At 65.0% G+C, this 12,805-nt stretch carries 9 protein-coding genes and 1 pseudogene; 6 read left to right on the top strand and 4 right to left on the bottom strand.

Annotated features, from left to right (window positions below; all coding sequences use genetic code 11):
• The first annotated feature begins 70 nt into the window (after window positions 1-70).
• From GA566_RS26405 to GA566_RS26395, 3 genes are all read left to right on the top strand, one after another.
• The gene (locus GA566_RS26405) at window positions 71-1,243 is read left to right on the top strand and encodes a GGDEF domain-containing protein (protein ID WP_160474483.1); all 1,173 of its coding nucleotides are present in this window, start codon (window positions 71-73) and stop codon (window positions 1,241-1,243) included.
• A gap of 296 nt (window positions 1,244-1,539) precedes the next feature.
• The gene (locus GA566_RS26400) at window positions 1,540-2,985 is read left to right on the top strand and encodes a catalase (protein WP_160474482.1); all 1,446 of its coding nucleotides are present in this window, start codon (window positions 1,540-1,542) and stop codon (window positions 2,983-2,985) included.
• Between the two features lie 84 nt (window positions 2,986-3,069).
• On the top strand, window positions 3,070-3,546 hold the full coding sequence (locus tag GA566_RS26395; protein WP_160474765.1) for an ankyrin repeat domain-containing protein: 477 nt from the start codon (window positions 3,070-3,072) through the stop codon (window positions 3,544-3,546).
• A 180-nt stretch (window positions 3,547-3,726) separates the two neighbouring features.
• Here the strand turns inward: GA566_RS26395 and GA566_RS26390 are convergent, their stop codons facing one another.
• Window positions 3,727-4,485: an SDR family oxidoreductase gene (locus GA566_RS26390; protein WP_160474481.1), complete on the bottom strand. Its 759-nt coding sequence runs from the start codon at window positions 4,483-4,485 to the stop codon at window positions 3,727-3,729.
• Window positions 4,486-4,734: 249 nt separating this feature from the next.
• On the opposite strand from GA566_RS26390, the gene GA566_RS26385 reads away from it, so the two are divergent.
• Window positions 4,735-6,210 carry an MFS transporter gene (locus tag GA566_RS26385; protein WP_137927274.1) on the top strand — a complete coding sequence of 492 codons (1,476 nt, stop codon included), beginning with the start codon at window positions 4,735-4,737 and terminating at the stop codon, window positions 6,208-6,210.
• Between the two features lie 66 nt (window positions 6,211-6,276).
• Here GA566_RS26385 and ilvA read toward each other — a convergent pair.
• A pseudogene (ilvA, locus tag GA566_RS26380) lies at window positions 6,277-7,257 on the bottom strand (threonine ammonia-lyase, biosynthetic); the annotation flags it as partial.
• Window positions 7,258-7,809: 552 nt separating this feature from the next.
• Between ilvA and GA566_RS26375 the strand changes: the two are divergent.
• Window positions 7,810-9,603 carry a bifunctional diguanylate cyclase/phosphodiesterase gene (locus tag GA566_RS26375; RefSeq protein ID WP_137927276.1) on the top strand — a complete coding sequence of 598 codons (1,794 nt, stop codon included), beginning with the start codon at window positions 7,810-7,812 and terminating at the stop codon, window positions 9,601-9,603.
• A complete protein-coding gene (locus GA566_RS26370; protein ID WP_160474479.1) occupies window positions 9,603-11,054 on the top strand; it encodes an HDOD domain-containing protein in 1,452 nt (483 codons plus the stop codon). Before GA566_RS26375 ends, GA566_RS26370 begins: the two co-directional genes overlap by 1 nt.
• Window positions 11,055-11,061: 7 nt before the next feature.
• On the opposite strand, the gene GA566_RS26365 is transcribed toward GA566_RS26370, so the two are convergent.
• Both GA566_RS26365 and GA566_RS26360 read right to left on the bottom strand, forming a co-directional pair.
• Window positions 11,062-12,039: a sensor domain-containing diguanylate cyclase gene (locus GA566_RS26365; RefSeq protein ID WP_137927278.1), complete on the bottom strand. Its 978-nt coding sequence runs from the start codon at window positions 12,037-12,039 to the stop codon at window positions 11,062-11,064.
• A 117-nt stretch (window positions 12,040-12,156) separates the two neighbouring features.
• Window positions 12,157-12,804, bottom strand: a complete 648-nt coding sequence (locus GA566_RS26360) for a carbonic anhydrase (protein WP_160474478.1) — start codon at window positions 12,802-12,804, stop codon at window positions 12,157-12,159.
• Window position 12,805: the final 1 nt, after the last annotated feature.

Raw genomic sequence — 12,805 nt, 5'->3', positions numbered from 1 at the left:
CGTTGCCCCGGGCAAACACCCCCCTTCCTAGTGCACGCGGCGTAACGTGGCTCTGGCAAAATGCGTGTCGATGAGTCAACGCTATTCCCCCCTGTTCCTGTCGGGCCAGGTCTACAGCGCCCCGCGCTGGCGCTTCACGCGCTGGATAGCGGAGCCCGGTCGCGACGTGCCCGCGGAAATCCGTGCGGCCCTGGTGGGTAGCCTGTTCGGTACGCTGTCGATCTTCTTCGGCGGCATCCTCAACACCCTGATGGTGGCCACGGTCATCACCCTCCATCTGCGCCGGCCCGAGTTCATGGCATGGCTGGCGCTGGAAGCGGCCATCTGCGCGCTGCGCGTCGTCGTGCTGTTCGCGGCCCGCCGCGCGGCGCGCGAGCATCGCCCCACGCTCACGGACTGGCACATCGCGCTGACCCTGGCGTGGGCCGCCAGCGTGGGCGGCGGCGCGTATCTCAGCGTGCTCAGTGGCGACTGGCTCAGCGCGGCCATGGCCTGCCTGTCCGCTGCCGCCATGTGCGGCGGCATCTGTTTCCGCAACTACGGCGCGCCGCGGATGACGGCGATGATGATCCTGCTGACGCTGGGTCCGATCTGCGTGGGCGCGCTACAGGCCCACGAGCCCGTGTTCCTGCTGACGCTGCTGCAATTGCCCGTGTACGTATTCAGCATGACCAGCGCTTCGTTCCGCATGAACGCGATGGTGGTGGCCACCATGCGCTCCGAGCGCGAGAACGCCCACCGCGCCCGGCATGATTCCCTGACCGGCCTGCTGAACCGTTCCACGCTACTGGCCGATATCCGCGAAGCCAGCGCCCAGCGCATGGCGGCAGGGCGATTCCTGACCCTGCTCTATATGGATCTGGATGGTTTCAAGCCCGTCAATGACTCCTATGGCCATGGCAGCGGCGACGAGTTGCTGGTGCGGGTGGGCGAGCGGCTGCGGGGCGCCGTGCCAGGGCGCGGGCTGGTCTATCGCATCGGCGGCGACGAATTCGTCATTGTGCTGCGCAACGAAAGCGAGCAAAGCGTGCAGTCTCTGGCCAACGACCTGTTGCGCGAAGTCAGTACGCCCTATGTACTATCCAGCGGCCACCACGCCCGGCTGGGCGTCAGCATCGGCATCGCCCACGTGCGCCCCGACGGCCTGACCGCCGACGACATCCTCCACCTGGCCGACCGCGCCCTGTACCGGGCCAAGGCCCAGGGCAAGGGGCAATTCCAGTTCGCAACGGCCGACGACTGAGAGGCATTCCGCCCCGCCTTTGCCCTCTCCCCTGCACACCATCGTGCGATCTCGAAAATATTTACTTCAGTAACCAAAAAGTCTGATGGCCTATCGGGGTCATTGATCAATACGATGTGACTTGTCGCATTTCATCTGCGATAGTTGGCCGGACTTCCACGCATTCAGTCAGAGTTTGACCTCCGAATGCTGCCGGGAAAGTCCGAAGGCCGGCCGGCAATCTCCTGCACATTGCCAGACCCACAAACGTCCAGGCGCGGTCCATCGAGGCCACGCCACCGCAAGAGGAACCCATCATGAACAAGCTCACGACCGCTTTCGGCGCGCCCGTCGTCGACAATCAGAACATCCAGACGGCCGGCCCGCGTGGTCCCGCCCTGCTGCAGGATGTCTGGTTCCTGGAGAAACTGGCCCACTTCGACCGCGAGGTCATCCCCGAGCGCCGCATGCACGCCAAGGGGTCCGGCGCCTATGGCACGTTCACCGTCACGCATGACATCACGAAGTACACGCGCGCCAACCTGTTCTCGGAAGTCGGCAAGAAAACCGAACTGTTCATGCGCTTCTCGTCGGTGGCCGGCGAACGCGGCGCGGCCGATGCCGAACGCGACATTCGCGGCTTCGCCATCAAGTTCTATACCGAGGAAGGCAACTGGGACCTGGTGGGCAACAACACACCGGTCTTCTTCCTGCGCGACCCGCTGAAATTCCCCGACCTGAACCACGCCGTGAAGCGCGACCCGCGCACCGGCATGCGCAGCGCCGAAACCAACTGGGATTTCTGGACGGGCCTGCCCGAAGCGCTGCATCAGGTGACCATCGTCATGAGCGATCGCGGCATTCCGCGTAGCTGGCGCCATATGCACGGCTTTGGCAGCCACACCTACAGCTTCATCAACAAGGACATGGAGCGCTACTGGGTCAAGTTCCACTTCGTGACCCAGCAGGGCATCCAGAACCTGACCGACGCCGAAGCCGCCGAGGTCACGGGCCAGGACCGCGAATACCACATGCGCGACCTGTACGATTCGATCGAAAGCGGTAACTTCCCGCGCTGGAAGCTCTGCGTGCAGATCATGCCCGAGGCCGACGCCGGCAAGTACCGCTTCAACCCGTTCGACCTGACCAAGGTCTGGCCGCACAAGGACTACCCGCTGATCGAAGTGGGCATGCTGGAACTGAACCGCAACGCAGACAACCACTTCGCCGAGGTCGAGCAATCGTCGTTCGCACCGTCGACCATCGTGCCGGGCGTCGGCTTTTCGCCGGACAAGATGCTGCAGGGCCGCCTGTTCTCGTACGGTGACGCCGCGCGCTACCGCCTGGGGGTGAACCATCACCTGATTCCGGTCAACGCGCCGAAGGCCGCAAAGTACGTCAACAGCTACCACCGCGACGGCCGTGGCCGCACCGACAGCAACGGCGGCAGCACCATCGCCTACGAGCCGAACACCAAGGGCGAGTGGGCCGAGCAGCCCGACTTCCGCGAGCCGCCGCTGACGCTGGAAGGCGCCGCCGACCACTGGAACCATCGCGTGGACGACGACTACTTCTCGCAGCCGGGCGCGCTGTTCCGCGTGATGTCGCCGGCCCAGCAGCAGGTGCTGTTCGATAACACGGCGCGTGCCATCAAGGGCGTGTCGCGATATATCCAGCAGCGCCACATCGACCATTGCACGAAGGCCGATCCGGCCTACGGCGCAGGCGTGGCCGCCGCGATCGAGAAGATCGAAGCAAAGTAACTTGATGGAAGCCGGGCGCCCTGCTGCCGCAGGGCGCTGGTTTCAGCAGAAAGGCAATATATGGAAACGCCCAAGACTCCCACGATGACCGCCGAAGACGAAGCCCGCATGATCGCGGCGCTCGGCCAGGTGTTCGATCTGGCACGCAACGGCGACACCACCGCACTGGCGGCATTGATCGAGCGCGGCATGCCGATCAATCTGCGCAACGAAAAAGGCGACACGCTGGTCATGCTGTCGGCCTACTACGGCCACCCCGACGCGCTGCGCATGCTGCTGGCTGCCGGCGCCTCGCCCGACATCCGCAACGCCATGGGCCAGACCCCGATCGCCGGCGCGGCATACAAGGGCTACAAGGAAATTATCGAAATCCTGCTCGAATATGGCGCAGACGTGGAAGGCGCATCGCCCGACGGCCGCACGGCGCTGATGACGGCTGCGATGTTCCAGCGTGGGGAAATCGTGGAACTGCTGAAAGCTCACGGGGCAGACCCGGAAGCGAAGGATGAGCGAGGAATGACGGCGGCGGATGCCGCGGCGTTCATGGCGGGGCGGCGTTGAACGTTTCTTTCCCGCTTGGTTTTACTCCCCTCTCCCGCAAGGCGGGAGAGGGGTTGGGGGAGAGGGCAAGCCTCTCGCCCGTGACAAGCGATATTCGAGCTTGAACCGCTGGCCCTCTCCCCCGCCCCTCTCCCGCAAGCGGGAGAGGGGAGAACACCACCAGCAGGGAATCAATACTGATTACCCCCGCCCCACAAACGGCATCTTCGTCGCCATCACCGTCATGAATTGCACATTGGTTGCCAGCGGCAGGTTGGCCATGTGCAGCACCGAACTGGCGATGTGCGCCACATCCATCAGCGGTTCCGGGCGGATTTCGCCATTGGCCTGCGGCACACCACGCGCCATGCGGTTGGCCATGTCGGTGCCGGCGTTGCCGATGTCGATCTGGCCGCAGGCAATGTCGTAGGCGCGTCCGTCCAGCGAAAGACTCTTCGTCAGCCCCGTGATCGCGTGCTTGGTCGCCGTGTAGGGCACCGTGTTGGGCCGGGGAGCGTGCGCAGAAATCGAGCCGTTGTTAATGATGCGGCCGCCCTGCGGGTCTTGCGCACGCATCAGCGCGAACGCGCCACGTGCGCACAGGAAGGCGCCGGTCAGGTTCACATCGAGCACGGCCTTCCATTGTTCGACCGAGAGTTCGTCGATGGGTAAGGCCGGGGCATTGACACCGGCGTTGTTGAACAGCACATCGAGCCGGCCAAAGCGCTCGCGGACCTTCGCGTAGAGCGCATCCACCGAAGCGGGGTCGCTGACATCGCATTGCACGGCCAGCGCAGTCTGCCCGGCAGCATTGGCCTCGTCGGCCAGCGCCTGCAGCGTTTCGGCGGTGCGGCCCGCCAATACCACCTGATAACCATCCTCCAGCATGGCCTGCGCCACGGCCTTGCCGATGCCACGGGCGGCACCCGTGACCAGTGCCACCTTGTTATGCGTTGTCATGCCCGATGTCTCCTGTCGGTGAAAAAGCTGGCGGTCATCGTACATCACGTTCGCAAGGGCAACCTTTCAACTTGCCTGCAATCGTCGCTCCACCATGACCCCGCTATGTGTGCAGTTCTAAAGATATAACAACAATGCATTTGGTCTGAACAAGGGGTTGTCGTACGATTCGCCGCTGGTCGGGGCGAGGGTCAGGGAGGCTTTCGCGCTGTTTTCCGATTCCATTCCAGCCCTCAAAACTACAAAACCATGTCAGTCGATCTCGCCCTGTCGCCCGCCAGTACGGCGGCGGCCAGCCCGGCGGCCCCATCGAAGGCCGTCATCCGTTCCGCCGCCGATGTGACCCGCCTCGTCAACGATGGCGGCGCGGCCGTCAGCAACGCGCGCATCGTCGTAGCCATCGCGCTCGGCGGCATCTTCCTGGATGCCTACGACCTCGGCGCGCTGGCCTTCGGCCTTAAAGACGTCACCCGCGAATTCAACCTCACGCCGGCCGGCACGGGCATGGTGGCATCGGCCATCACGTTCGGCGCCATCGTCGGTGCGTTCCTGGGCGGCTACCTGACCGACCGCATCGGCCGCTACCGCGTGTTCATGGCCGACATGCTCTGCTTCGTCTTTGCCGCCATCGCCTGTGCGCTGGCACCGAACGAGTACGTGCTGGCCGGTGCGCGCTTTGTGATGGGCCTGGGCGTCGGCATCGACCTGCCGGTGGCCATGGCGTTCCTCGCGGAATTCTCGAAACTGAAGGGACACGGCAACAAGGCCGCGCGCGTGGCCATGTGGTGCCCCACCTGGTACGCGGCGATCTGCGTCTCGTACCTGCTCGTGCTCGGCTGCTACTCGATCCTGCCGGAATCGCATAGCGGCCTGCTGTGGCGCATCATCCTCGGCTTCGGCGCGGTGCCCGCGCTGATCATCATCGCCGTGCGCAGCCGCTACATGAGCGAATCCCCGATCTGGGCCGCCAACCAGGGCGACCTCGAAGGCGCGGCCAAGATCCTGCGGAAGTCCTACGGCATCGACGCCACCGTGGCGCCCGACGCGGTAGTGGAGCCGCCCAAGCGTCCGGCCTCGTGGCGCAACTACGGCCTGCTGCTCAAGGGCGTGTACGCGCGCCGGACCACGCTGGCCACGATCATGTCGATTGCCTCGTCGTTCGCCTATAACGCGGTGGCGTTCGGCCTGCCCGTCATCATCGCCAGCTTCCTGGCGCAGACGATGCTGAACACGATCCTGATCTCGCTGGCGCTGAACCTGCTGTTCGCGTTTGTCGGCGGCCTGATCGGCGTGTACCTTGTGCCGAAGACCGGCGCGTGGAAGCTGACCGTGACCGGCTACGCCTTCCAGCTGGCCGCACTGGTCGGCCTGGCGCTGATCGGCAAGCCGGCCGGCACGGCGCAGATCGCCCTCGCCATCTCGTTCCTGGCGGTCTTCCTGCTGGGCCAGGGCTTCGGTCCCGGCGCGCATACCATGACATACGCGTCGCTGAGCTACCCCACCTCGCTGCGCGGCGTGGGCGTGGGCTTCAACCAGACGCTGATGCGCGCCAGTTCCACGGCATCGCTGTTCCTGTTCCCGGTGCTGGCCGCCACGCTGGCTACCAAGGTGTTCTGGGTGATCGCGCTGGCTCCGCTGCTTGGGTTGCTGGCGCTGCTGGCGATCCGCTGGGAACCGGCGAACTACGATGTGGATGCCGAGGATTTTGTGGCAAGCAAGGTCTGACGGTTTGACTCCCCTCTCCCACGCAGTGGGAGAGGGGAGTCAAACCGTAGCAATTTACCGCGCTCCCTCCGCCCGCTCCGCCACGATCCGCAACCGGTCGAAGTTCATGTTCGCCCCCGACGTGATCGCCACCAGTGATTGCGCCGCGCCCTCGGGCAAACCCTCCGCATACTGTTTCAAACCCGCCACGGCCAGTGCGCCGGCCGGTTCCACCAGGCTGCGGGTGTCCTGGAACACGTCCTTGATCGCCGTGCACAGGGCGTCGGTATCCACGGTCAGCACGCCATCCAGCAGATGCCGGCATAGCCGGAAGGTCTCTTCCCCCACGCGCTTGACCGCCGTCCCATCCGAAAACAGCCCCACCGTTTCCAGCGTCACCCGCTCGCCGGCTACCAGCGAGCGGGCCATGGCGCAGGAGTCCTCGGTTTGCACGCCGATCACGCGCACCTCGGGCCGCACCGCCTTGATATAGGACGCCACGCCCGCCGCCAGGCTGCCGCCGCCAATCGGCACGAAGACGGCGTCCAGTGCGCCGCGATGCTGGCGCAGGATCTCCGTGCCTACCGTGCCCTGCCCGGCAATCACGTCGGGATCATCGAACGCCGGGATGAACGTGAGCGCATGCTCTCGCTGCAAGACCATGGCGTGGTCGTAGGCATCGGAATACGACTCACCGGCCAGCACCACTTCCACCATGTCGCCCCCGTGGGCGCGTACGGCATCCACCTTGACCTGTGGCGCGGTCTGCGGCACCACGATGATGGCGCGCACGCCGAGCCGCGCGGCGGACAGTGCCACGCCCTGGGCGTGATTGCCGGCAGACGCCGTGATCACGCCGCGCGCCAATGCATCGGCGGGCAGGTTGACCATCTTGTTGTAGGCGCCGCGCACCTTGAACGAGAAAACGGGCTGGTGATCCTCGCGCTTGAGCCAGACGCGGTGACCGAGCCGGGCCGAGAGGCTCGATGCCTGTTCCAGCACCGTCTCGCGCGCCACGTCGTAGACCCGGGCGGTCAGGATGCGCCGCAGGTAGTCATCGGCATCGATCGCGCCGATATCGGCGGCAACCGGCACAGAATGCAAGAACGGGGAGACGGTCGAAACGTGGGCGGTCGATGGCATACGGCACTCCTGGCTGAAAGCGTGGAACCCAGGAGGCGGCAACAAAAAACCCGCCTCGTTGGGCGGGTTTGTTTGTCTGTTTCGGACGCGCGCTAACCCACCATTCTTGGAATGGTGCGAATAATCGCGATGGCGATGGCGTTGGATTGCAGGCCGAGACAGGTCATGGCAGCGAGTGTCACGGATTTCACTACATCGTGTCAATCCCGGTGCATGGATGGCGTGTGCAGGACAAGCCGCCTGTTGTAGCGGCGCCGATTCCCGCAATCCGTTACGCAGCGCGGCCTACAGGCGTATGCAACCTCGTATTAGAATCGGCGCTGTTGCGCCACACCGCCTGTCAAAGCCAGTGGTCATGATCCGGGCATGCATTTGCCATGGACTGGTTTTGGGTCAAACAGGCGGCGGCATTTCAGTTTCAGACAATTCCATCCGATATCCATCCTGCGTCCACCGGACTTCGGGCATAAAAAGTACATGACCGCGCTTGCATACGATGTAGCCCTGGCACCCGAGCCGGCCGACCGCCGTGCGCACGGTGCCACCCCTGCCGGGGGCGAGGCCTGGGCGTTGCTGGAAGCATCCGGCGCGCTGGCCATGTGGGTGGACGCCCAGGGCCGGATTCTCGAAGCCACCGAGACCACAGCCGATCTGCTGGTGTACCCGCTCGACTATCTGCGCGGTGCGTCGTTGCTCGACCTCGTTGCGCTGGAATCCCGCGAACGCGTGGCCCAGATGCTGAATGGCTGCGCCCACGATGGCGCCGCGCGCCGCGAGCGCGTGCGCATGGCCGGCGGCATTGGCGGCCCGGACTGGATCGACCTCCGGGTCAGCCAGCACACCGCGTCCAATGGCGCCCGCACCCTGCTGCTCTTCGGCCACGACATTACCGACTGGGTGGAATCCCAGCGCGAACTGACCGAGCGTGCCTTCCTGGATCCGCTGACCGGCGTGGGCAACCGCGCCTATATTCGCAAGCGGATCGAGGAATACACGTCCGGGCAACGCCTTGCCCAGCCCGGCAACGCGGCAGGCCAGGGCTTTGCGCTGGCGCTGATGGACCTGGACGGGTTCAAGAACATCAATGATTCGCTCGGCCACGAGTTCGGTGACGCGCTGCTCAAGGAAGTGGGCGCCCGGCTGCAGGACACCGTGCGCACGCGGCACAGCGTGGCACGTCTGGGCGGCGACGAGTTCGTGCTGCTGCTCGATGGCCTGGCTTCCGAGGCCGACGCCGTGCGGATTCTGGAGCGCGTGATCCACGTCTGCCGCCAGCCCTTCCTGCTGGGCGGCTGCCATGTGCGCATCACCACCAGCATTGGGCTGGCCTATTCGGCCGGCGCGCCGCAGAGCGAATCGCAATGGCTGCGCCGCGCGGACCTGGCGATGTACGAGGCCAAGGCGCTGGGCAAGAACCGCTACTGCGTCTATACGTCCGAACTCGATCGCCGGCTCGACGAGCAGTTCCGCATCGAGCAAAGCATGTTCGAGGCCGTGCAGAACGGCGAATTCCTGCTGCACTACCAGCCCATCGTCTGGCCGGACTCCGGCAAGATCTGCGCGGTGGAGGCGCTGATGCGCTGGGAGCATGCCGGTGAAGCCATTCGCCCGGACATCTTCATTCCCGTGGCCGAGAAGAATGGCCTGATCAAGCATCTGGGCGCCTGGGCGCTGCGCTGCGCCTGCGCGCAACTGGCGGCCTGGGATGCACAGGGCATCCACGTGGGCCATATGTCGGTGAACGTATCGGCCGTGCAGTTCCTGCATCCGAACTTCTTCGACAGCGTGCGCGCCGCCATCCAGGACGCCGGTATCGGCGCGGACCGTCTGGTGCTGGAAATCACGGAAAGCGTGCTGATGACCGACCCGAAGGCGGCCGAGCAATTGCTGCTGTCGCTGCGCGCGCTCGGCATCCGCTTTGCCGTGGACGATTTCGGCACCGGCTATTCGAGCCTGTCCTATCTGCGCCGCTTCCCGCTGTCTGCACTCAAGGTGGACCGCAGTTTCGTGGCGGACATGATCGATTCCCCGCACGCGCGGACCATTGTCTCCGCGGTGCTGTCGCTGGCGCGCGAGCTGGGCCTGGTGGCCATCGCCGAGGGCGTGGAGACCGAGGCGCAAGGCGATCTGCTCGCGGCGCAGGGCTGCGATCTCGTACAGGGCTGGCGCTATGCACGCGCCCTGAGTCCGGCCGATTTCGAGAACTCGGTGCTCGACGGCACGCTCGTCATGGGCCAGGGTGAAGTCTTCACGCAACGGGTGGCTGCCTGATGTCATCCAAGACAGCCTTCTTCGAGACCTTGTGGGCACGGATGGCGCAGCAGGGAGACTTCCCCACGCTGCAGTACTGTGTCGACAACATCTTCAAGACGCTCAATGCCGATCTCAGCGTAGGCGAGATGGCCACGAGCGTGCTCTCCGATTTCAGCCTGTCGCAGAAGGTGATCCGGCTGGCCAACTCGGCCATGTACCGCTCTTTCGGCGGCGAGGTCACCACGGTCTCGCGCGCGATCCTGGTCCTGGGCGTGGAGGCAATCAGCCACCTCACGCTCGGCATCCAGTTGCTCGATTACTTCCACGGCGTGGCGCCCAAGCGCCCGCAGGCCGCCAAGGCGCTGCAACGCGTGCTGGTGGCGGGCGAGATCACGCGCGCACTGAGCCAGGCACGCGGCATCAACGAGGGCGAGGAAGCCGTCGTCTGCACGTTGATGTACCACATGAGCCGGCTGCTGCTGGTCTTCTACTTCCCCGACGAATGGGAGCGCGTGGAGGCCATGTGCGCCGCGCATCCGATGACGGAGAACGAGGCCACGCTGGAGGTGCTTGGCGTCTCGCTGGAGGAAATCGCCGAGGCCGCCGCCGCGAAATGGCGCCTGCCGGGGCTGATCGCCCATGCGATGAAACCCCGCACGATCTCGTCGGATACCCGCATCGAAACGCATTCGGACTGGCTCGCGGCCATCGCCCATGTTTCCTCCGAAGCGGCGGTAACAATGGTGCGCGAAGGCACCCAGGAATCGGTCGAGGCGCTGCTGATGTCGCACGCCAAGATGCTGGGCCTGAATCCCGGCGATGTCGGCGTGGCCGTGAGCCAGGCCGATACGCTCAATGCCTCGATCACCGAGGCGGAAACGGTCGCTCCCACGGATGGCGCGGCGTCGCACGGTGCGCAGCCCGTACACGTGCTGGAGCGGCTGCAGCAAGGTCTGGCCGAGGTACGCCGCGAAGGTGCGGGCCTGTCGGTGTCTCAACTGGCGCCGATGGTGCTGGAGACCAGCATGCGCGCGCTGGATTTTTCGCGCTGCTTCCTGATGATGCTGAACCCGGCGACGCGGCGTTTCCACGCGCGGCTGGGCTTTGGCGAAGGCATGCGCGAGGCATTGCCGGCGCTGTCGTTCGAGGAAGGATTCGTCCCCGACGTCTTCCACTTCGCGGGCCTGTCGTCGCGGCCGCTGCTGATCGAGGATACATTCGACCCCGAAGTGGCACACCGCATGCCGCGCTGGTATCGCGATGCATTGCCCGACGCGCGCTCCGTGGTGCTGGCACCCGTCAAGATGCGCAATCGCTGTATCGCGCTGATCTACGGCGACTGGGGCGCAACGCGCATGCCGGCCGCCCTCGGCGAAGCCGAGATCGATGCCATCGACGCATTGATGCAGGAGATCGCCGCTGGGGTCATGCGCGCGGCGCCCGACCGCAGCGTGCCGCGTCCGCGCTGATCCGGCGCTACTGAGGGTTCTGCGCCGCCTTGCGCTCGGCCTTGTTGCGATACATCGCCGCATCGGCTTCGGCCAGCAGGTCGTGGATGTTGCCATGGCGCGGCGGCGTGAACGCAATGGCGCCCGTGCTGTAACGCAGCGCATAGCCAGCCGGATTGCGCGCATTCCACGCCGCCACCTGCGCATGCAACCGTGCCAGCGCGTCGGTGCAACCGTTCAGATCGGTATTGGTCAGCAGCGCGGCAAATTCATCGCCACCAAGCCGCCCCACCACATCGGACTCCCGAAACGCCGCGCGCAATTCCGCTCCGAACGCCATCAACGCGCGGTCCCCCTCGGCATGGCCGAGCTGGTCGTTGATGAGCTTGAAGCCATCCATATCGAAGAACACGAGCGTCGCGGGCCGCTCCAGTCGTCGGCACAGTTCCACGGCATGCTGGCCCAGCACGGCAAACCCGCGACGATTCGACAACGATGTCAGTTCGTCCATCGTCGCCAGTTGCACCGCTGCCAGTTCCTGCTCGGCCATCTGTGCCAGGTCGTGCAGCAACGCGCGGTCTTCGGGGCCAAACTCGCGCGGCGTCCGGTCTACCAGGCACAGCGTGCCAAGCTTCACGCCATTGGCCGCCGCGAGCGGGCATCCTGCGTAGAAGCGGATATTCGGTTCGCCCGTGACCAGCGGATTGTCATGAAAGCGCGGGTCCTGCGTGGCATCGGTAATCAGCAGGATGTCGTCGCAGTTGATGGCGTGGCCGCAGAACGACGTATCGCGCGGCGCTTCCCTGCCATCGAGTCCTTCGCAAGCCTTGAAGAACTGCCGGTTGGTATCGATCAGGCTGACGACTGCAATCGGTACATCGAACAGTCTTTTGGCCAGGCGCGTCAGACGGTCGAATCGCTCTTCGTACGGCGTGTCGAGAATATTCAGTGAGCGCAGCGTCGCCACGCGCAGGGCTTCGTTGGGAGGAATCGGGGGCAGTTGCATGTTCGGGGTTCAGGCCGGCATATCAATCCGTATGCATGACATCATTCCTGACTACGGCCAGATCGCCCAGTTAATGAACCCTTTGTTGCACTTTTCCGTCGATTGTTCGCAAGGCAATCATGCTCGTGCAATGGTGGCCGTGACCTCGGGATGCTCGACCAGCGGTACGAAGCTCCCGGTGCGGCTGTCGTAGGCATCGATGCCGCCCGTGCCAATGTCATAGACCCAGCCGTGCAGGTCCACGCGTTTCTCTTCCAGTGCCTGTGCAACGGACGGATGCGTGCGCAGGTGCGCAAGCTGCTCGATCACGTTCTGCCGCACCATGTCGTCAACGCGCTCCCGGTCAGACGTATGCGGTTTCGCCAGGCAGATCTTGTGCGCACCGCCAGCATGCTGGAGCCAGCGCGCCACGGCCGGCATATGGTCGAGGTCCTGCCCCATCGCCACCGCCGTCATGGCCCCGCAGTTCGAGTGGCCGCAGATCACGATGTCGCGCACCTTCAGGCCGGCCACCGCAAACTCCACGCTGGCCGACACACCGCCGGGCTGCACCGCGTACGCGGGCACGATGTTGCCCGCGTTGCGGATCACGAAGAGATCGCCCGGCTCGCTCTGCGTCAGCAGCGCGGGTTCCACGCGGCTGTCGGAACAGGCGATGAACAGCGTGCCCGGGTTTTGCTGCGTGGCGAGATGGCGGAACAGCGCGGAGCGCTGCGGATAGGCTTCGCGCTGGAACTTGAGGATGCCCCGGACGAGATCTTTCACT

This window comes from Cupriavidus sp. SW-Y-13, assembly GCF_009793345.1.
Classification (GTDB): domain Bacteria; phylum Pseudomonadota; class Gammaproteobacteria; order Burkholderiales; family Burkholderiaceae; genus Cupriavidus.
This window is presented reverse-complemented; position numbering and strand designations above follow the sequence as displayed.